General features: G+C 44.8%; 11 protein-coding genes. All 11 read left to right on the top strand.

What is annotated here, in order from left to right; genetic code table 11:
* The first annotated feature begins 1030 nt into the window (after positions 1–1030).
* Complete coding sequence (locus BVE84_RS03680) at positions 1031–2314, top strand: glycosyltransferase family 4 protein (RefSeq protein ID WP_083708219.1); 1284 nt, start codon at positions 1031–1033, stop codon at positions 2312–2314.
* Positions 2315–3631: 1317 nt separating this feature from the next.
* Positions 3632–4087, top strand: a complete 456-nt coding sequence (gene pssD, locus BVE84_RS03675) for a PssD/Cps14F family polysaccharide biosynthesis glycosyltransferase (protein ID WP_076995740.1) — start codon at positions 3632–3634, stop codon at positions 4085–4087.
* Positions 4088–4101: 14 nt separating this feature from the next.
* The gene (gene pssE, locus BVE84_RS03670; protein ID WP_076995739.1) at positions 4102–4590 is read left to right on the top strand and encodes a PssE/Cps14G family polysaccharide biosynthesis glycosyltransferase; all 489 of its coding nucleotides are present in this window, start codon (positions 4102–4104) and stop codon (positions 4588–4590) included.
* Complete coding sequence (locus BVE84_RS03665) at positions 4562–5716, top strand: glycosyltransferase family 1 protein (RefSeq protein WP_076995738.1); 1155 nt, start codon at positions 4562–4564, stop codon at positions 5714–5716. Before pssE ends, BVE84_RS03665 begins: the two co-directional genes overlap by 29 nt.
* Positions 5716–6933 carry an O-antigen ligase family protein gene (locus BVE84_RS03660; RefSeq protein WP_076995737.1) on the top strand — a complete coding sequence of 406 codons (1218 nt, stop codon included), beginning with the start codon at positions 5716–5718 and terminating at the stop codon, positions 6931–6933. Before BVE84_RS03665 ends, BVE84_RS03660 begins: the two co-directional genes overlap by 1 nt.
* An 18-nt stretch (positions 6934–6951) precedes the next feature.
* Positions 6952–7941 carry a glycosyltransferase gene (locus BVE84_RS03655; RefSeq protein ID WP_076995736.1) on the top strand — a complete coding sequence of 330 codons (990 nt, stop codon included), beginning with the start codon at positions 6952–6954 and terminating at the stop codon, positions 7939–7941.
* Between the two features lie 23 nt (positions 7942–7964).
* Entirely contained in the window at positions 7965–9470 is a 1506-nt protein-coding gene (locus BVE84_RS03650) for a lipopolysaccharide biosynthesis protein (RefSeq protein WP_076995735.1), read from the top strand.
* A 247-nt stretch (positions 9471–9717) separates the two neighbouring features.
* A complete protein-coding gene (locus tag BVE84_RS03645; RefSeq protein ID WP_076995734.1) occupies positions 9718–16857 on the top strand; it encodes a YPDG domain-containing protein in 7140 nt (2379 codons plus the stop codon).
* Between the two features lie 842 nt (positions 16858–17699).
* Complete coding sequence (locus BVE84_RS03635) at positions 17700–19103, top strand: glycoside hydrolase family 1 protein (protein ID WP_076995732.1); 1404 nt, start codon at positions 17700–17702, stop codon at positions 19101–19103.
* Between the two features lie 10 nt (positions 19104–19113).
* A complete protein-coding gene (locus BVE84_RS03630; protein WP_076995731.1) occupies positions 19114–20211 on the top strand; it encodes a DUF871 domain-containing protein in 1098 nt (365 codons plus the stop codon).
* A 516-nt stretch (positions 20212–20727) separates the two neighbouring features.
* The coding region (locus BVE84_RS03625; RefSeq protein WP_142241937.1) for a Rib/alpha-like domain-containing protein at positions 20728–23290 on the top strand (2563 nt) is incomplete at its 3' end.

Genomic DNA, 23290 nt, shown 5'->3' with positions numbered 1-23290 from the left:
CACAAGAAAGCCTATCTTTTTTCCGAGGTTTTAGGCTGAACTCAATTACACAAGATGTGAGGACGTTTGACACGAGCAATGCTCGTTCTATTTCCAACCTTCAACAGTCTATTCCTAGACTGTTGAAGCAACTCCTAGACAAAATAGACAATCGAAGCGGGTTGCCTTGCAACCAATGAGTTAATCTATCCTCGCTTTCCGATTTCTTAGCTCAGGCTTCTATGGTCACTTTCATGTTTTGGGGTGACCAGTTGCAACAGTTCCCCGAACTGTTGCAATCTCATCTGTAATCAGCTAAAGCTGAAACAGCTGCCTATCTTTTTTTCGAGGTTTTAGGCTGAACTCAGTTACATAAGATACGAGAGCGTTAGACACGAGTTGCACTCGTTCTATTTCCAACCTTCAACAGTCTATCCCTAGACTGTTGAAGCAACTCCTAGACAAAATAGACAATCGAAGCAGGTTGTTTTGCAACCAATAAGTTAATCTAGCCTCGCTTTTCTGTTTCCTAGCTCAGGCTTCTATGGTCACTTTCTTGTTTTTGGGTGACCAGTTGAAACAGTTCCCCGAGCTTCTGTGGTCACTTTCCTATTTCTAGGTGACCAGTTGCAACAGTTCACTGAACTGTTGCAATCTCATCTGTAATCAGCTAAAGCTGAAACAGCTGCCTATCCCCAAGGGATTCTCATCTGTAATTGGCTAAAGCCAAAACATCTGCCTATCTTTTTTCCGAGGTTTTAGGCTGAACTCAATTACACAAGATGTGAGGATGTTTGACACGAGCAATGCTCGTTCTATTTCCAACCTTCAACAGTCTATCCCTAGACTGTTGAAGCAACTCCTAGACAAAATAGGCAATCGAAGCAGGTTGTTTTGCAACCAATAAGTTAATCTAGCCTCGCTTTTCTGTTTCCTAGCTCAGGCTTCTATGGTCACTTTCATGTTTTTGGGTGACCAGTTGCAACAGTTCACTGAACTGTTTCAATCCACCGAGACTCTTGATGAAGTATCCGTTTGATTTCCGAAGAGTATGAATAACGATAAAGGTAGAGGGAATACCCTAATGAAGATTGCGATTTTAAATTCCTACTTGTTTCCGATTCCCGCAGTGAGAGGAGGAGCAGTAGAGACCCTGATAGAGAGTATCGTGAAGGCTGCCAATGAGGATGCTGCTGTAGAAGTAACTATTTTTTCACTTGCTGACGATCTGGCTATTGCAGCCTCTCAAGACTATCCCAATGTCCGCTTTCAATGGCTAAAAAGACCACCCTTGCTTGACCTTATAGATAGGGGTATCACTTCTTTTCTCCGCCTGATCAAAGGTGACAAGGATTTGTGGCAAAAAAATTATCTTTGGCAGATTATGAGTGCAAGAAAGACGAGACAATTATTACTGGAGCAGGATTATGACATCATCTGCATTCAAAACGCTCCCTATCTATGTAGCCTCTTTGAGGAGAGAGAGCTAGGGGAGAAGTATCGGGGAAAAGTCTATTTCCATACGCATAATAGTCAGGCTCGAAAAGTGAACCCTTCCATAGCATTAGCAGGTGTTATCAGTATCAGCCATTATTTAGAAGAAAATATTCGGGCATGTTTTGGAGAGACTGTGCCGATTCAAGTGGTGCATAATGGTGTAGCTACCGAGCAGTTTGACGTAGCGCTCTCTGCTGAGGAGAAAGAAGAATTGGCATCCCGTTATCAGATTCCAGCGAATGCTCCAATCATCTTATTTGTAGGACGGATGATGCCCAAAAAAGGGGTTTGGGAACTTCTCCAGGCCTTTCAGAAGCTAGAAAATACGGCTGCCCATTTACTATTGGTCGGAGCCAGTTCGTTTGGGATGGCTACTGTCACGCCTTTTGAAAAAGAGGTGGCAGCAGTAGTTGCCTCCAACTCTAGAATCCATACCACAGGCTTTGTAGCGAATGAAGAGCTAGGCAAATACTATGCACTCGCTGATGTAGTTGTCCTGCCCTCTATCTGGGAGGAACCCCTAGGTCTGACAATGATAGAGGCACAGTTATCAGGAACCCCCTTAATCACGACGAATCAAGGGGGCATCCCAGAATCAACCAATCCTGCCTATAGTATATTGATAGAAGTGAGCCAGGACCTATCTGCAGACTTGGCACGAGCTATTGACGAGGTATTAGACCATCCTACAGTCTGGAAAGAAAAGGCACTGCAGGCTCAAGCCGAGGCGGAGAGTAGGTTTAATGAGAAAAGATTCTATCACAATATCATGAAAACCTTGGGGATTGCAACAGTTCGGGGAACTGTTGCAACTGGTCACCCAAAAACAAGAAAGTGACCACAGAAGTTCAGTGAACTGTTTCAACTGGTCACCTAGAAATAGGAAAGTGACCACAGAAGTTCGGGGAACTGTTTCAACTGGTCACCCAAAAACAAGAAAGTGACCACAGAAGTTCAGAGAACTGTTTCAACTGGTCACCTAGAAATGCGAAAGTGACCACAGAAGTTCAGAGAACTGTTTCAACTGGTCACCTAGAAATAGGAAAGTGACCACAGAAGTTCGGGGAACTGTTTCAACTGGTCACCTAGAAATGCAAAAGTGACCACAGAAGTTCAGTGAACTGTTTCAACTGGTCACCTAGAAATAGGAAAGTGACCACAGAAGTTCAGTAAACTGTTGCAACTGGTCACCCAAAAACAAGAAAGTGACCACAGAAGCCTGAGCCTAAAAACGAAGATAGGACATTGTTCCTTCATAATTTAAGAAATAGGCTGAAAACCTCCACTGGAGCTTTTCACTCGTCAGATTTCCTATTTTCGCTTTGAGTTTTTCACGGGCTTTGTATCTTGTGGAATTGAACACGCCCTAAACTCTGTGCGAAAAAGATAAATACTCCTAGAACCCCCAGTTTCTTCGTCGTATTTCCTATTTTCGCTTTGAGTTCTTAACGGGCTTTGTATCTTGTGGAATTGAGTTCGGACTAAAAATGTTAGAAAAAAGATAGGCAGCTGTTTTGGCTTTAGCCAATTACAGCTGAGAATCCCTTTAGGGGATGAATTGGCTTGATGACCTGAGTCACCTGCCCAATTCCCTATTTTTCTTTACATTTTCTTAACGTCCTCACATCTTAATTGAACACGGGCTACGAGCTGTGCAAAAAAGATAAATACTCCTAGAAACTCTAGTTTCTTCGTCGCATTTCCTATTTTTGCTTTGCTCGCTTCAACAGTCTAGGGATAGACTGTTGAAGGTTGGAAATAAAACGAGTGCAACTCGTGTCAACCAGTCTAGGGAATAGACTGTTGAAGGTTAGAAATAGAACGAGTGCAACTCGTGTCAAACGCCCTTTGTATCTTGTAATTGAACTCGAGCTACAACTCACTGGTAATAAAACTAATCCAGTGGAGTGAAACAGTTCGGTGAACTGTTTCAGCTGGTCACCTAGAAATGCAAAAGTGACCACAGAAGCCCGAGCTAAGAAACAGGAAAGCGAGGCTAGATTATCTCATTGGTTGCAAGACAACCTGCTTCGATTGTCTATTTTGTCTAGGAGTTGCTTCAACAGTCTGGGAATAGACTGTTGAAGGTTGGAAATAAAACGAGTATTACTCGTATCAAACGCCCTTTGTATCTTAGTGTAAAGGAGGTCATTGTATGAAAGTTTGTTTTACTTCATCATCTGGGGGACATTTTGAACAGCTGCTCATGTTGAAAGGTTTGTTTGGGGACTATGATAGCGTGGTTGTAACAGAAAAAACATTGTATAATCATCAATTTGAACTATGTCCAATCTATTTTACCAAGCAGGTGAATCGTCAAAATCTACTGTTCATTTTCCCTCTATTCTATAATGTTCTCTTCTCTCTTTATATCCTCATGAAGGAAAGGCCAAACCTTATCGTTTCAACAGGTGTCTTGTCTACGCTCCCCCTTTGTCTATTTGCCAAGGCATGTGGTAGAAAGGTCATTTATATCGAATCTTTTGCGAAGGTAAATTCCGCTACCCTAACGGGTAAAGTCATGTATAAGATTGCAGATGTTTTTTATGTACAGTGGCCAGAGATGTTGAAGATTTATCCGAAAGCCAAGTGTGTTGGTGGTATTTATTAGTAGAGAGGAAGCGCATGATATTTATCGTACTAGGCTCTCAGAAATTTCAGTTTAATCGTTTGTTAAAGGCTATCGATGAAGCAAAGAAAGGTGGAGCCATTCAAGAAGAGATTGTAGCACAGGTGGGGTACAGTGATTACATACCAGAGAGTTTTCAGACGCTAGAGTTTGTGGCAAAAGAACAGTTTGATGACTATATCAGCCAATCAGATCTGGTCATTTGTCATGGGGGAACAGGGGCCATCATCAGTGCCTTAAAAAAGGGGAAGAAGGTCATTGCGCTTCCCCGACTGAGCCAGTATGGAGAGCATGTGGACGACCATCAACTTCAAATAGTCTCCATGTTTTCGGATTTAAATCTGATTGAGGCTTGTTTGGATACGGATGATTTGGTGAGCGTCATCAACACCAGTCGGCAGAAAAATTATGACTCCTTCCAATCAAACAATGCTGTTTTTCTTGGGGAATTGAAAAATGATATTGAAAAAATTACCAAACCATAAGGCACCCACGCTGAAAAAAAGGATACGAGTCCTGCATGTTCCGACAAGTGGCGTCAATGCAGGAGGGATAACGAAATTTATCATTGATACCATGACAATCATGGTGGGCAAGGAAGAGCTAGACTGCCATCTTGTATCACCGAAAGGGGTTACAGAAGCCTTTGAGGCTACTCTTACGGACTCACAGCTGTCGCTAAAGGTCATCGCAGGAAGAGCCAAAAATCCAATCGTCTATTTTTTTAGGCTTTGGTCCTATATGAGGCAACATGACTTTGATAGTGTGCATATTCATGGGAGCAGTGCCTTGATGTCTCTCGAGTTGCTGGCAGCTCGCCTATCAGGGATCAAGGTAAGGATAGCCCATAGCCACAATATTACTTGTGACCATCCCTTTCTTCATAGGGTGCTAACTCCTTTCTTTCGGAGGCTCTATACACACGCCTTGGCTTGTAGTCACGACGCTGGAAAATGGCTGTTTGCTGAGGATGATTTCACAGTCATATACAATGGCATCAATCGGCAACGATTTAGCTTTTCAGCCGACGATCGAAGCGACATTCGCAGGTCTCTGGGGCTGACAGAAGAGAACCTGGTTCTTGGGCATGTAGGACACTTTAATGCCCAAAAAAATCACCAGTTTTTAATCGATATATTTCAGAGAATCGCACAAGAGCATCCAGAGGCTAGATTGCTCTTGATTGGAACGGGAAAGCTAGAAGAGGACATAAGAGAAAAGGTCGGTCGTCTGCACCTATCCCAAAAGGTCTTTTTTCTAGGAAATGTCAGCGATGTTTACCGCTACCTCTCTGCCATGGATGTGTTTGTTTTGCCCAGCCTATTTGAAGGATTTTCGATCGTTCTGGCAGAAGCGCAAGCCAATGCCCTTCCTGCTGTCACTTCCCACCATACCCCTAAGACGGTCGCTCTAACCTCTAAAGTGCAGTATCTAGGCCTAGATGAGGGGGTTGATGTCTGGGCAAGTGAAGTAATGAAGCAAAGTAGCAAGGACAGACGGCTCAGCAAGGAGGAGGAGAGGCAACTAGCCTTATTCGATATAGAAACTATCTCGAATACGCTCTACCATTACTATGTAGCTGGACTGTTAGAAACGATAAAGGAGAGATAATGACAGTGACCTGGTACTCATTAGTGCAAAATAGGCTGGTTTTATACTTGTTGTTCCTGCCATTTTTTATCCCCTATTCCTTTAAATTTATTCCAAGTTTGACAAGTCTGTATGACGCCGCCTCTTTTTGGAAATTGGGAGCCGTATTGATTATCTTTTTCCTGTATTTCATGAGGCGACAATTATCAAAAAGTATGCTACTGCTACTGGGGATAAACGGTATATTGCTGTTCTCCTCTCTCCTGCATGGCTTATCAGACCAAGGTGTCTATACAGATCTTTTGCCTGCCCTGGCTTTGCCCATGTTGATCGAGTTGGGTCTGGGAGCAGATATAAGGAAGATGATGGATGTTCTGTTTCGGATATTAGCAGCACTGGCACTCATCAATTTTCTTTTTCTCCTACGCTACCCTGATGGCCTGCCTTTTGCAACCTTATATACGCAAGTCCGAAATCCCTTGCATTTTTTGGGGTTGGATAATGGAATTGTCTATGTTTTACTGGCACTGTTGGGGCTAAATAACCTCCTGTACGAGGAAGGGTATGCTATTTCTAGGATAAGCCTGCTATACAAAAGGTATATGATGAGGCTGGCACCGAGAATTGTGTTTTTCAATGTGCTGGCTTTGCTGACCATGCTAATCGTAGGTTCGGCCACGGGACTGATGGTGCTTCTCTTCTTTTTACTGTTCGTTCATAGCCACTCCATCATGAGGAAGGCGTATGCCATCTGGCTGTTGGTCGGAATCTACTGCCTCTTTTTTCTGATAGTAGTGGTAGCAGGAGGTAGCAGTCCGCTGCTGATAGGGATAACGGACTTTCTGGGACGCGATGCTAGTTTTACGGGTCGTAGTGTCCTTTGGACAGGAGCCTTAGCCCTCATCAAGCAGAGTCCCTTTATCGGCTTTGGCAATCATCCCGATGTTATCGAGATATGGGGGAGCTATTTTTCTGCCCATAATCAATTATTAGACATCGCGATAAGGGGTGGTCTCCTCTCCCTCCTCATGTTTATAGTCGTCCATCTAGGTGCCTTTGCTCAGCTACATAGGGCAGGTACCAGAACGGCTGGTATCCTATTTGCGACCATCTTCTGTTTTCTAATGGGAGGGCTTATGGAGTCTGGTGTCAGACCGATGCACTATCTATTTTTGGCGCTGGCTTCCTATCCCCAGCTGGTACTCAATAGACAGCAAAAAGAGCATATAGAAGGCTAGACAATGGAGGTTTGTAGTATGATTAGCATGATAGTACCTTGTTTTAATGCAGAGGACTACCTTTACGAATGCTTTGAGAGCATAAAAGGGCAGACCTATCGAGAGTTTGAAGTTATTTTTGTGAATGATGGTTCAACGGATGGGACGCTGGAGCTGTTGGAAAGGATCAAAGAGAATCACCCTGAGTTACAGATTACGATTGCGACTCAACAGAACGCAGGAGTATCCGTTGCGAGAAATAGGGGAATCAAACTGGCTCAGGGAGACTACCTAACCTTTGTAGATGCCGACGACTCTCTTTCTCCCGAATTTTTAGACACCTTGTGGCAGGGGAGGGAGAAGGGAGAGCTATCTGTTGTCGGTATCGGAGGAGAAGGCTATGGTAAGCCATCTCGTCCATTTAGAGGGGTGATTAGCAAGGAGCGGTTTGTCCATGAGTTTTGGCTCACTCGTCATCTCTGGGGTTCTACTTGCAATAAGCTGTATGCTAGGCATCTCCTCTTGCAACATAATATCCTCTTTCACCCCGATTTAAAAGTGATGGAGGACATGCTCTTTAACATGGTGTATTGCCAGTATATCGATAGGATCTATGTATCCAACAAGCTACTCTATCACTATCGCTATCATGAAAAGAGTGCGATGCATCGAGCCTTTTCCGCCACGAATATGACGATTATCACGACTTTCCACCACCTCTTAGCCTTACCCCTTAGCGAGTCTGATAAGAAAATTATAGAGCTTCATCAAGTGAACAGTTTGATGTGGCTACTTAGGATTCTCTATAAAGATGGGACAAGGGAGGAGTTGGAACAGTATGAGGATAGGATAGTGAGGGAATTGGCTCGCTCAAATCAAGCCCTATTTTTGACACAAGGCTGGAAAAAGGGGCTGGCACGCTATCTCTCCTTTCTCGTGTATCGAATCAATCCTACATGCTATAAGAGGATGATAAAAAGGGCCTATAAGCTAAAAGAAATGACGAGAAGGATTGGCAGCAATCACTAAAACGACTTGGGAATGGATAAAGAATGAGTAGAACACAGAATGCAATAAAAAATATAGCCTACAATATAGGCTACCAGTTACTCATGTTGCTATTGGGCTTTATCAATAGGAGTATTTTTCTTTATTTTCTTTCGGTTGAGTACCTAGGTGTACAAGCGATTTTCAAGGATATTTTAACCCTGCTCTCCATGGCGGATCTAGGATTGGTGACCGCCATGACCTATAGTTTGTATCAACCACTAGCAGACAACAATACACAGTATATTAGTGGGTTGATTCATTTCTATAAAAAAGTTTGCAACCTCATCGCCCTAGTGATTCTGCTAGGGGGACTCTGCCTGCTTCCTTTTTTACAGTATATCATCCATTTAGATAGGGAAATGCCCCACCTGGCTCTTTACTATATCTTATACTTGCTAAACACGGTAGCTTCCTATCTCGTTGTCTATAAAACGGTTATTTTGGGGGCAGACCAAAAAGGCTACATCACTGCTAAGTACGGTAGTATCTTTAATATCTTGCAAAATATTTGCTTGGCCTTATTTCTATGGTGGACCCATCATTTTTTAATCTATCTCATCATTCAAGTTGCTTTCACCTATCTCTACAATAGTGTCGTATCATCGATAGCGACCAAGCACTACCCTTATATCAAGGAAAAACAACCCCTTCCCAAGGAAGAGGCAAGGGGGATTTTTAAGAACATCCGATCCGTTTTTCTCTATAAAATCTCCAATGTCCTGATCAGTGCTACGGATAATACGCTGATTTCCATCCTCGTTGGAACCGTTACGGTTGGACTCTACTCTAACTATATGCTGGTCGTTTCAAAAATCATCTCCCTCTTAACCACCGCTTTTACGTCTCTGACAGCCAGTTTGGGAAATCTAATTGTCACAGAAGGACAGGAAAAACGCCATCAGATATTCCAAATCCTACAGACTATCTGCACTATCCTCAGCATGTTGATGGTCGTGATGCTCCTGTTCTTATTACAGGATTTTATCGGCTTGTGGTTGGGTGACAAGTACCTATTGGAGGATTCAGTATTAGCTGCCATTGTCATTAACTTTTACTTCTCTGTGATTTTACTTCCTGTCTGGGCCTACCGTGAGGCGACCGGGCTATACCATCAGATTAAATATGTCATGGTGGTGACTGCCCTATTCAATTTGGGGATTTCTATCCTATTGGGGCATTTCTTTGGCTTATCAGGTATCTTATTGGGAACCTCTATTGCGAAGTTAGTGACCTATTTTTGGTACGAGCCTATCTTATTATTTAATGAGTTTTTTGGACGTTCGAGTGTCCATTACTTTACCTCCATTGGAAAAAGTCTCCTGGTTTTGGGAGTGCTTATCCTGCTAGGTTTTCAGCTTTCCCAGCGAGTCCTTGTCGATAGCTTTATGACCTTAGTAGTTAAAGGGCTTCTGCTCTTTGCAGTCAGCAGCATCGTCATTCTTTCCTTTTATTATAGGAGCGCTGGTGTCCAGTATCTGAAAGAACGAATACAGAATAAAGTGAAGTAGAGCATGGTGGTAGGCTCTACTTTTAAATTTTAAAGAGTATTAACTAGTGCGGACGGGAGGTCCTCTTTTTGAGCCGAATAGGCTTCAAACATCTCTTTAAAATACATATAAAATTTACATCGGAAAAGCGGTCGTTTCTTTGACAAATAGTATGGGGTGGGGTATAATGTGATGGTTCATACCAAATGACCTTTTATAAATAGGAAGTCGTTCATTTGGCTGACAAAAATGTAAAGGAGTATTGCTTGTGGAAAATCACAAAAGAAGAAAATTTGATTGGTATGGCCTAAGCCAGCGCTTTTCGATTCGCAAATACCACTTTGGCGCAGCGAGTGTCTTGCTTGGAACAGCGATGACCCTGCTGTTAGCACCAGCAAATGCAGCCGCAAATGAAGTGGCTAGCAATACAGCTTCACCTACAACCGAAGTCGCAGCAGCTGAGAGTGGGACGGCTACCACACCATCAGAAGTTGTGAACGGAAGTGAAGTTGCACCAGTTGAAGGTGGGGCAAGCGCTACGACCCCTACTACAGAAACAGAAGCTACGACTACAGGAGAGGGACTACCAGCAGAAGCTAGTAAGTCAGCAGACGTCAGCGACTCAGTAACTGAGCTAGTAGCTGCTAAAGAAGTGGCACAAAAAGCCTTGAAGGAGTTGACAGCCCTTACCGATACAGAAAAAGCTGTTTTTGAAAAAGAGATTGACGCTGCAGTGAGTAAAGAATCTGTAGATGATATTGTAGAGCGAGCAAGAGTTGCTAATGAAAATAGTAAGCTGGCAGCTGAACAGGCAGCGCAGGAAGCGAAGGCAAGTGAGGCAGAAAAGGCAAGTGCGACCCCATCTACTCAGGAACAACCAGTGCCAACTGGGACTGCTTTCCGTCGGTCTGTGGGCTTCCGTAGTGTCACTCCAATGACCTATCAAGATGCGATTGCTACAGTCAATGCTCTTTCTCACTTGAACGACATTGAGAAGGCTTACTATATCGGCCAGATTGCAGAGCAGGCAAAAGGGATTATCAATAAAGATGCGAAAGTAGCAGAAATTCTTGCCGAAGCTCAAGCGCATAATGATCGCGTGTCTGTCAACCGTGGAACTTCTGAGGCAGATGCTATTGAAAGTGCAAACGTAACCAAAGAAGATAAAAACACGATTAGTGGTGATGTTCGCCTCAAGTATGCAGGTAATGTCAATGATAATGCCGATGCCTATGTCAAGGGCTTGGGAGGTGTTACCGTTTATGCACAATGGTATGAGAAGAACGGACTAAGCTCACCAATCTATAAAACCGTTACCAAAGACGACGGTTCATTCGTCCTTGGTATGGCTCCGTTTATTGGCGCAGACGGCAAGAAATGGACCTTCAATGCCTACGCTTCCTTGGGAGCAGGCGATGCCAATGGTGAAAAATGGCGTATCTGGTCTGTGAACCCTGATACCAATAAGTACGAACTGCTTTACTCTTATGGTGAAGAGCAAATTTCTCCAGAAGGCTCTGCCCTTGATACCACTGCCGGTGCTGGCAACCATACAGCGACTCAACGACTGACAGATATTGAGATCCAGTATGCCTACAAAAACTCAGATGTTTGGAAACAGGACGCAAAACAGACCCCAGCCTCTCCAGATAAGAACGAGGGTGGCGTGGTGTCAGGTTCTGTTTATTGGAACAATAATAATCCGCAAGGAAACCAAATATGGAATGGCTTGATCAGCCGTGAAAAAGAAGATATTGGTCTAGCTGGTGTCAATGTGTATGCCTCTTACTTGAGTGACTATGCCGTTGCAGAATTGAATAAACTAGAGACGTTGCAAAAATTTGTTGCGGACGGCTCTACTTGGGCACCGAAGGTAAATAATGACAAAACGTCTAATATCCGTGGTGATAAGTGGACGCGTGAGAATGAGGAAAAGCTGCGCGAGTATCTCATTGCTCAAATTAAGGCAGATCGTGCAAAATGGATTGCAGAAACGATTGTGACTAAAACGGATGCCAAAGGGGACTATAAACTTCAGTTCAATGGAACCTTTGGTCAAGCATGGAATAATCCAGGGTTTGATGGTGTCATCAACAGCCGTGATTCAGTCTTGCGTAACGACAAGAATGTGACAAATGGTTCAGGTGTGACGAAAAAAGGTACCGAGTGGATGGGGACTGTCGCAGATAGCCCATCATATGGTAAGTTTGCTAGCACCGGAGCTGACTCAGGAACAGATCTCAATAAAGCGCCAAAACATATCAACCTTGATTGGATGATGGTAATAGCCGAATTGGACGGTATTTCATTTACAACTCCATTCTATGGTGATGTGCCACGTGCTGCGAATTCAGGTGCCTGGGGAGATACCCTACCGACCTTCTGGAATGTTGGCTACAATATTGGTACAAAGGAAATTCCTGGTAACAACAATGTGACCAACGTTCGATTTGCAGCCTTCCATAATAATGCAACATTTGATATTGTCAACTATGACTCTTACTCTAACTATGCAGGTCCTGGTGATACCGCGACTGCAAAGACAACAGGAGTGAAGCCTGTAGCAGGTGAGTACTACAAGATTGTCTGGAAGGATGAAAATGGTAAGGTGGTCAATGAAGGGACAGCGGTTCAAGCACAGGCAGATGGGACTCTACCAGATTCAACCTTCACAGTTCCAAGTGATTTGACAAAAACCACTACCTACTTCGCAGAGCTGTATGCAGTGAACGCAGATGGTACTCTGCCAACCTACCCTATTCAAACAGATTCCTTTACTGCTGTATATAAACTCCTTCCTAAGTATGAAGTGACCTATGCGGATAAGGGGGCAACAAATACAGCTTCTGCAAATCCTACCTTTGACCTCGCTCATACAAAGGATGTCGAGGAAAAATTAGCGACCCCTGAGGGAGCAACCTTCTCATTTGTTCCTACTAACGGTAGCGATGCAGCACCTGCCAACTTCTCTATCAATGCAAAAACAGGTGTGATTACCTGGAAAAATGCAACAGAGGACACTTCTGTCGATGTATTGGTTACCTACAAAGATGGTACTACCGCAACTGTAACGGCTGAGTTCAAGGTGAACCGTGCTGAAACAGAGACAGATAAGTATACGCCTGCTTATACCGATACAGAAGTGAAAGCGGGTCAATCAGAGACTTCGGCCCTTCCTACCTTTACAGGGAAAGATGGCGCAAGCGTCACTCCAGAAGCACCAGTCACCTACAAACTTGGTGATACAAGCGGACTTCCAGCAGGTGTGATGGCAACGATCGATTCAGCAACAGGTGCTGTTACCCTAACAGCTCCAGACGGTCTTGCTGCAGGTACAGAAATCACTGTCCCAGTCATTGTGACCTACAAGGATCAGACGACAGACACTGCAACAGCCAAATTCACTGTTGTGGAATCCGATAAGGATAAGTACACTCCTTCCTACACAGATGTAGCAGGCAAGCCAGGTCAAGCTGTCGTGATAGAGTCACCAAGCTATGCCCCAGCTCTACCAGCGGGACAAACCCCAACCTATGCCATCTCTACAGAACAGCCAGCAGGGACTACTGCGCTTCCAGCAGGTACTGTTGCGACAGTAGATGCAGATGGTAAGGTGAGCGTGACAGTTCCAGCAGATGCGGCACCAGGTACAGAGTACACCATTCCAGTAGAAGTGACCTACCCAGATGGCTCGAAAGAAGTTGTTCCAGTTAAGGTAACAGTAACAGCTCCAGATGTGGTACTTGACAAGGATAAGTATACTCCAGCTTACACAGATGTAGCAGGCAAGCCAGGTGAGGCTCTTGTGACAGAGTCACCACGCTACACCCCAGCTCTACCAGCGGGACAAACCCCAACCTATGCCATCTCTACAGAACAGCCAGCAGGCACTACCCCGCTTCCAGCAGGTACTGTTGCAACAGTTGCTCCAGATGGTAAGGTGAGTGTGACGGTTCCAGCAGATGCGGCACCAGGCACAGAGTACACCATTCCAGTAGAAGTGACCTACCCAGATGGTTCAAAAGAAGTTGTTCCAGTTAAGGTAACAGTAGCAGCTCCAGACCAAGATAGCACCAAGCCAACTATCGCTCCGATTGCTGATCAGACAGTGGTGGAAGATGAGTCTATTGTCCCAATTACCGTGACAGCAACAGATGACTCAGGTAAGGCGCCGACTGTCACTGTTACAGGACTTCCAACTGGTGTAGTCTACACTCCAGATACTGGTAAAATTGAAGGTGTACCTACTGTTGAAAATTGGGGAGATGATGAAGAAAGAGTATTCCCAATCACTGTAACAGCAAGAGACGAAGCTGGTAATGAAACAACCGTACAGTTCAACATCACTGTTCAGCGCGATACCGATAGCGACGGCAACCCAGACGTCACTGACCCAGATGATGACAACGATGATTTCACTGATGACGAAGAAAAGAAAGCTGGTACCGATCCAAAAGATCCAAACAGCAAGCCAACAAGTCTTTCCGTAGCTGTGACCCCAGCAACTGTTTTAGAGAAGAAGCCAGTTCCAGCTAATACGAAAGTTGTCACACCAAACAAAGATGGCTCAGTGATTACGTCAACCCCGACCTTCGGTCTTTCTGTTGACGAAAATGGAAACTTGGTCGGCACACCAACTATTGATGATTGGGGTAATGAGGAAGAACTACGTGTTGTGACGGTTCCAGTCACTGTGACAAATGGCAATGAAACGAAGGAAGTCGTCGTGCTAGTAGCGGTTCAACGTGATACTGACAACGACGGTATTCCAGACCGTACCGATTCAGATGATGACAATGACGGCTTCACAGATGAAGAAGAAAAGACAGCGGGTAGCAATCCGAAAGATCCAGCTAGCAAGCCAACAGCTCTTTCTGTGACAGTCACTCCAACCCTCGTTACAGAGAAAACACCAGTTCCAGCCAATACCAAAGTTGTCACACCAAATAAGGCTGGTTCAGTGATTACGTCAACTCCGGTAGACGGTATCTCTGTTGATGAAAATGGAAACTTGACCGGCACACCAATCGTGACCGATTGGGGCAATGAGGAAGAAGAGCGTGTTGTGGCGATTCCAGTCACTGTGACAAATGGCAATGAAACCAAGAACACAGTAGTGCCAGTAGGGATTCGACGCGATACCGACGGCGATGGTATCCCAGACATTACCGATCCAGACGATGACAATGATGGCTTCACGGATGATGAAGAAAAGAAAGCTGGTACTGATCCAAAAAATCCAACTAGCAAGCCAACGACAACGATTGGGGCTATCGATGATAGGACGGTGATTGAAAAACAACCGATTGCAGACATTGATGTATCAGTTGAAAATAAACCAGCAACAGGTACAGTAGAAGTAAACGGCTTACCAGGTGGCTTGACCTATGATCCAGCGACTGGTAAGATTAGCGGGACTCCAACTGTAACAGACTGGACTCCTACCGAGGAAGAACGCGAGTTCCCTGTGAAAGTTGTGGTCAAAGATGGCAACGGTACTACGATTGCAGAAAAAGATTTCACCATCAAGGTGCAGCGTGATACCGATGGCGACCAAGACCCAGACGTTACTGATCCAGATGATGACAACGACGGTTACACAGATGAGCAAGAAAGAAAAGCTAGTACCGATCCAAAAGATCCAACTAGCAAGCCAACACCTACCATTGGCGCTATCGATGATAAGACAGTCATTGAAAAACAACCGATTGCACCGATCGATGTTCCAGTGACCAATGTTCCAATCGGTGGAACTGTTGAGGTGACAGGTCTACCAGGTGGCTTGACCTATAATCCAGCAACAGGTACGATCACTGGTACCCCAAGTGTTGATAATTGGGGTCCTACCGAGGAAGAACGTGAGTTCCCTGTGAAGGTGGTTATCAAGGATGGCAATGGCACTCCAATCGCTGAAAAAGAAATCACCATCAAGGTGCAACGCGACACCGATGGCGATAAGGATCCAGATGTTACCGATCCAGATGATGACAATGATGACTACACGGATGACCAAGAAAAGACAGCTGGTACAGACTCGAAAGATCCAAACAGCAAGCCGACGGCTACTATTGGAGCAATCGATGATAAGACAGTGATTGAAAAACAACCGATCGCACCGATCGATGTTCCAGTGACCAATGTTCCAACCACTGGAAGTGTTGAGGTGACTGGTCTACCAGGTGGCTTGACCTACGATCCAGCAACAGGTACGATTACTGGTACACCGACTGTCGATAATTGGGGTCCTACCGAGGAAGAACGCGAGTTCCCTGTGAAGGTGGTTATCAAGGATGGCAATGGCACTCCAATCGCTGAAAAAGAAATCACCATCAAGGTGCAACGCGACACCGATGGCGATAAGGATCCAGATGTTACCGATCCAGATGATGACAATGATGACTACACGGATGACCAAGAAAAGACAGCTGGTACAGACTCGAAAGATCCAAACAGCAAGCCGACGGCTACTATTGGAGCAATCGATGATAAGACAGTGATTGAAAAACAACCGATCGCACCGATCGATGTTCCAGTGACCAATGTTCCAACCACTGGAAGTGTTGAGGTGACTGGTCTACCAGGTGGCTTGACCTACGATCCAGCAACAGGTACGATTACTGGTACACCGACTGTCGATAATTGGGGTCCTACCGAGGAAGAACGCGAGTTCCCTGTGAAGGTGGTTATCAAGGATGGCAATGGCACTCCAATCGCTGAAAAAGAAATCACCATCAAGGTGCAACGCGACACCGATGGCGATAAGGATCCAGATGTTACCGATCCAGATGATGACAATGATGACTACACGGATGACCAAGAAAAGACAGCTGGTACAGACTCGAAAGATCCAAACAGCAAGCCGACGGCTACCATTGGAGCTATCGATGATAAGACAGTGATTGAAAAACAACCAATCGCACCGATTGAGGTTCCAGTGACCAATGTTCCAAATAAGGGAACTGTTGAGGTGACAGGTCTACCAGGTGGCTTGACCTATGATCCAGCAACAGGTACGATTACTGGTACCCCAAGTGTTGATAACTGGGGTCCTACCGAGGAAGAGCGTGAGTTCCCTGTGAAAGTGGTTATCAAGGATGGCAATGGCAAACCAATCGCTGAAAAAGAGGTGATGATCAAGGTTCAACGCGATACTGATGGCGATAAGGATCCAGATGTCACTGACTCAGACGATGATAACGATGGCTACACAGATGACCAAGAAAAGACAGCTGGTACCGATTCAAAAGATCCAAACAGCAAGCCAGTTGCCCCTACTGTGAAATCAGCAGCGACAGCAGTGCTTCCAAAAACAGGAACAGCTACCTCCAATGTGGGAGCCTATGGTCTTGTGGCTCTTGGTGCAGCAGGTCTCTTGGCTCTCGGTAAGAGGAAGAAAGAAGAGGAATAATCTTTTCCTGTCAAAGCCCCTTGAAGGCTGCACGCGATAACCTCTTCAGCGGGAGGGGAAATGACGATAACAAGTTTTAAGGACTTGCAGGACGCTAGACTGTTGTCCCCTTCCCCTAATCTTATCGTGACCTACTATATGAAAAAGTTCCAAAGTCAGCTGACGTTGGAACTTTTTTGCGCGGTCTATTGAGAGGAGACTAGGTGTTTGCTTGGGTAAGTTCTCGGTCGCTCTCTTTGTTTCCTCACTTGCTGTTGGATGGTTATTAACCATAAAATATGGACCATTGAGACCTCCTATCCAAGACCATTTGCTTTCCGTAAGAATGTGGAAAAATATCTTGTGTAGGGCTATTTACAAGATGAACCGGGAGGACTATACTAGAACTAAAAAAGAGGGGCGATGGGATAGAGCTAACAGCCGATATTTTCATTAATGCTCTTTAAAAATCAAAAGGATACTTGGTCGGGAGTCACGGGGAATTGAACACGCCCTAAACTCTATGCGAAAAAGATAAATACTCCTAGAAACTCTAGTTTCTTCGTCGTATTTCCTATTTTCGCTTTGAGTTTTTCACGGGCTTTGTATCTTATAATTGAACTCGGACTACGAGCTGTGCAAAAAAGATAGGCAGCTGTTTCAGCTTTAGCTGATTACAGCTGAGAATCCCTTTGGGATAGTTTTTCCTAGCTCAGGCTTCTGTGGTCACCTTTTTGTTTCAGCTGGTTAATCCTCGCTTTCCGATTTCTTGGCTCGGGCTAACCTAATCCACTGGATTAGGTTACTCCCCGAACTGTTTCAATCCTATTTTCACGCACCCTTGTATTTGTAAAGGAGAGGTTATGTCAGAGACAGCCAAAACAGTTTATCGCTTTCCAGAAGGTTTTTTATGGGGAAGTTCAACATCTGGTCCTCAGAGTGAGGGGACCATTGCAGGTGATGGTAAGACCAGTAACAACTGGGATGTGTGGTATCAGAGAGAACCCGAACGATTCTTTGATCAGGTAGGCCCGGGTCAAACCTCTACCTTTTACCAGCATTACCGAAAGGATATTCAACTCTTAAAAGAAACAGGTCATACTGTCTTTCGCACCTCTATTCAATGGTCACGCTTGATTGCAGATGGGACCGGAGAGGTGAATGAACAGGCGGTAGACTTTTACCGCCAGGTTTTCCAGGGCATTGTGGATGAAGGGATTAAACTGATTGTCAATCTCTATCATTTTGATTTACCCTACGCCTTGCAGGAAGGTGGAGGCTGGGAAAATAAGGATACGGTCTATGCTTACGAACGCTACGCAAAGATTTGTTTTGACTTGTTTGGAGACATCGTAGATACGTGGATTACCTTCAATGAGCCGATTGTACCTGTCGAGTGCGGTTATTTGGGGGATTTTCACCTGCCAGGTATCGTGGACGCAAAAGCAGCTGCCTTGGTAGCCTATCACACACAATTAGCTAGCTCTCTAGCTGTTAAGGCCTGCCATGAAACACATCCCGACCACCGGATTTCCATCGTCTTGAACCTGACTCCAGCCTACCCAAGGAGTGATAGCAAGGAGGATCGAGCTGCTGCGCAAATGGCAGCCTTGTTCCAAACGAGGAGCTTTCTGGACCCCTCTGTCTTAGGGGTTTATCCTTCGGAATTAGTAGAGGTTCTGAAGCGACATGGTATTCTTCCACCAGCCAGCAAGGAGGAGCTGCAGATTATCCAAGAAAACACAGTTGATTTCTTGGGCGTGAACTACTACCAGCCTTTACGTGTCCAAGCAAGAAGTCATCAGCCTACTGCAGATGAACCCTTGACGCCGCATTACTACTATGAGGCCTACGATATGCCCGGCAAGAAAGTCAACCCGCACCGTGGTTGGGAAATCTATGAAAAAGGGCTTTACGATATTGGGATACATCTCAAGGAGCATTATGGCAATATCGAGTGGCTGGTGACCGAAAACGGTATGGGTGTCGAAGGTGAGGATAAGTTCCGTGCAAACGGCACGATTCAAGATGACTATAGGATTGACTTCATTACAGACCACTTGGTCGAACTCCATAAGGCGATCGAGGAAGGCGCCAACTGCAAGGGGTATATGCTATGGACCTTCATTGATTGTTGGTCTTGGCTCAATGCTTACAAGAATCGCTATGGCTTGATTGAGTTGAACTTAGAAAGTCAAGAACGCACCATCAAAAAATCAGGTCATTGGTTTAAAGAACTGAGTACAAACAACGGTTTTGAAAGATAGGAGGCCCGCTATGTTAGCACTTGGATTTTCACTTTATCCTGAGAAATATTCCCTCGAGCAGTCCTTGGACTATGTCGATCTATTAGCCAAATACGGAGCAAAACGACTCTTTATGAGCCTCTTGCAGCTATCTAGTGGGATGGCCGATTGTGCCAAGCTCTACCAAGACATCATTTGTTATGCCAATCAACAGGGGATTCGGGTTATTGCGGATGTCAGTCCGTCATTTTTAGTGGCAAATGGCTGGCAAGATGGCTTGCTTGAAAAATGTCGGGAATTTGGGCTAGCAGGAATCCGGCTCGATGAGGCCCTCCCTCTGGCGGATATGGTCGCCCTGAGCCAGAATAGTCATGGTATCAAAGTCGAGCTGAATATGAGTACTGACAAAGGGCTATTGACAGCATTAGTGGAAGCAGGGGGAGATCTGCAGAACATCATTGCCTGCCATAATTTTTATCCCCATGAATTTACCGGTCTATCCCGTCAGCATTTCTTAGATATGTCCACTTTTTATCATGAAAGAGGCATTGAAACTGCCGTCTTTCTGAGTGCCAATACTGCCACGGAAGGTCCGTGGCCAGTGACAGAAGGGCTTCCCACCTTAGAAGAAATCCGCCATGCCCCCTTGACTGTGCAGGCTGAGGTGATAAAGGCAACAGGCTTATTCGACACTGTCTTGATTTCCAATCAATTTATCCTAGAGACAGAACTGGCAGGTCTTGTGCAGGTTTTGAAGCAAGAAAGTGTTGGCTTGACCTATGAGCCTTTAGTAGAGGTGACGGCGGCTGAAAGGGCAATCTTAGATTTTCCGCATTGTTATCGGGGGGATCTATCTGATTTTGTCATTCGTTCGACAGAGCCACGTGTGCGGTATCAGGAGGTGAGCATTCCTAGTCGCGGTCAGTCTAGCCCAGTGACAAGAGGGACAGTTTTGATTGACAATGACCGCTATCTACGCTATAAGGGAGAGTTACAAATTGCCCTCAAATCTTTTACAGTCAGTGAAAAAGTAAATGTCGTCGCCCAACTTACCCCGTGGAGCTTGCTAGTATTAGATTACCTAGAACCTTGGCAGAGTTTTACCTTGAAAGAGGATAGGCCCTCTTAGAGAATAGATACATAAGATACAAAGGGCGTGTAAAAAGCGATTGAAAAATAGGAAATCGAAGTAGATGACTCCGACAACCGCTAACCTCGCTCTTTCGTTTTTAGGCTTGGGCTTCCGTGGTCACTTTCGTGTTTATAGGTGACCAGTTTCAACAGTTCCCCGAACTGTTGAAATCCCCTGACTATCTTCGCTTCTTAGTTTCTATCCCATAGAGTAGGATATGACAACTAGAAGTTTGCACCTGCAAACTTCTAGTTGTTTTTTTATAGTCTTTTCCGTTGCTGATAGAAGATAAACGAAACGACTATACTACTCAATAGAAATGATAATTTCCTCAAAGGGCTAGGTTGCTGTTTACAAAAAGTGTTTATAAAAAGCATAGAAAAAAGTAGATATCTGTTGACAAATCCGGGGGGGGGGGGTATACTAGAGTGGTATTATACCAAATGGAGTTTCTATCATTTCAGAGAGAAAGTCGTTTTGTTTGGATTACAAAAATATAAAGGAGTATTACTTGTGGAAAATCACAAAAGAAGAAAATTTGACTGGTATGGTTTAAGTCAGCGCTTCTCGATTCGCACCTATCATTTTGGAGCAGCGAGTGTCTTACTTGGGACAGCGATGACTTTGCTCTTGACGCCAGCCCCTGCAGCTGCAAATGAAGTGGCTACTAACGCAGGGGTATTAACAGCAGAAGTTGTGAATACGGAAGAGGGGAAGTCAACTGATAGTGGAACAGCTACCTCAACTTCTGAAAGAGTAGTGGCTGAAGAACACACTGCAACTACAACCAGCCCCTCCACAACAGATTTAGGAGCTGATAAAGAACGAGTATCAGAGACGTCTCCAGCCTCTACTGAAGTAGAAAAAGTGACTGCTGAGAATGAAACACCAGCAGCAACTGGGCAAACGGATAAGGAAAAAGCATTAGAAGAACACCGTGCAAAAGTAATCAATCATATTAAAGCCCTCCAATACATTACAGAGGAAGAACGAGAAGAGTTTCTGAAGCAAGTGGAAGCAGCCACCGTTTTTGGAGAAATTGCAGAAGTACAATCAAAGGCTAACGTTGCAGATGTACGTGGAAGAAGGAACAGCACAGCGCCCACCACTACTACCGCAAGCACAGCATTTCGTGCTATGGGGGAATCAGATACCTCAAAGACCAAAAACTATACGTTCCAAGATGCAATGACTGTATTTCCTGATCTGTCCAAGGCAGGAGGAAATACCATTGACTTCCAAATTGCCTACTATTTGGCAGGAGCTAACTCTGGTAATAACTGGAAGTTCCGACTACAGCTGGATGAGGCAATCGCTTCAAAGGTAACGACTATCACAGTAAAACCTGTCGGCGGATCCAACGATGTCACCTTGACTCGTGTGGGAGATACCAATATCTTCGAGTCCAATTTCATTCGGGCAAACGGAGGAATTTTTGGTGGAGCAGAGCTAGGGACACAGACCACAACTGGTAGGATTACCCTATCTGAACCGATACAATCGATCGTCGGCAACCCAGATACGCCTGAATTTATGGCTTACCGTACCTATGTATTTGATTCTGGGGAAAATGCAGTGATCGCTACTTCGGCAACGAGCGGTGTATTTAGAGTTCGTGAAAATCAAACACCAAGCCCAATTTCAACGGATACAGCAAAGTTAAATTCCTTACAAAAAATCACAACGAGTGCAAGTGTTAAATATATCCCAGATTACGGTCAGTATGGAGCGATTGTATTTGACCAAGTGATGTTGAAAAACGGAACACTAGCGCTGGCATTGCAATCAGCATTGAAAAATACCACCTACAACGTGGACATAGACCCAGCCTTACTAGAGTACATTGATACTGCTGAGCTACATATTGCTGAATATAGTTTTATAGCTGGTTTAGATGAAAAAGTTAAATCAGACAATTATCGCGCAAGAACGACATTTGATCAAAATGGACGGGCGAGCTTTACAATAGGGAATGATGCGGTTAGTCTAGGAAATTCTACGAATAAAAAATCCTATGTCAACGTCAATGGTGCTCAAAACCCAGCCTACGTCCGCACTGTATTGACCTTTAAAAAACCGGTCAACAACTTGATGACTGGTTCAGAAGAAGGCTATCCAGTCTTTAAGGTACCAGCTGAGTCGGATATTCTACCAATCACTGGTTATTTTACAAGCGGTTCTGGAGTCTTACCAACAACACTTGGAAATTCAGGACTTTTGGCAACAGATGTCGGTATTCCGGATAAAGACATCTACGATCCTGAAACAGAAGTTATCAATAAACCATTTGGTGAAGCAACCACTAATGACGATTTGACAAAAGCCGTTAAAAAAATACCTGCTGCATCTAGAGTAACCCCTAAAGCTGGTGCAACGGTTCCTGATGGAAATACCGCAGGTACCTTTGAGGTTCCTGTAGTGGTTACGTATCCAGATGGATCTAGCGAAGAAGTGACTGTAACAGTCATTGTAGCAGAACCAACAGCTAAGCCATCTATCGGAGCTATCGAAAACAAAACAGTTAACGAAAAGCAACCAATCGAAGCGATCGATGTACCAGTTGAAAATAAACCAGCGAATGGTACAGTAGAAGTAAACGGCTTACCAGGTGGCTTGACCTATGACCCAGCAACAGGTAAAGTTACTGGCACTCCAACTGTAACAGATTGGACGAACACTGAGGAAAGCCGTGAGTTTACAGTGACAGTTGTTGTAAAAGATAGCGCTGGCACTCCTGTTGCAGAAAAAGACTTCATCATCACGGTTCAACGCGATACCGATGGCGACAGGGATCCAGATGTGACAGACCCAGATGATGACAATGACGGCTTCACGGATGAAGAGGAAAAGACAGCAGGTACTGATCCGAAAGATCCAAATAGCAAGCCAACAGGTCTTTCTGTGACGACAAGTCCAGCAACCGTCTCAGAGAAAACACCAGTTCCGGAAAATACCAAGGTTGTCACACCGAATAAAGATGGCTCTGCTATTACGTCAACTCCAACCAACGGCCTATCTGTTGATGAAAATGGAAACTTGACCGGCACCCCAACTGTGACAGACTGGGGCAAGGAGG

Origin of the sequence: Streptococcus azizii, from assembly GCF_001984715.1 — a bacterium.
In the GTDB taxonomy this organism is placed as follows: Bacteria; Bacillota; Bacilli; order Lactobacillales; family Streptococcaceae; genus Streptococcus; species Streptococcus azizii.
This window is presented reverse-complemented; position numbering and strand designations above follow the sequence as displayed.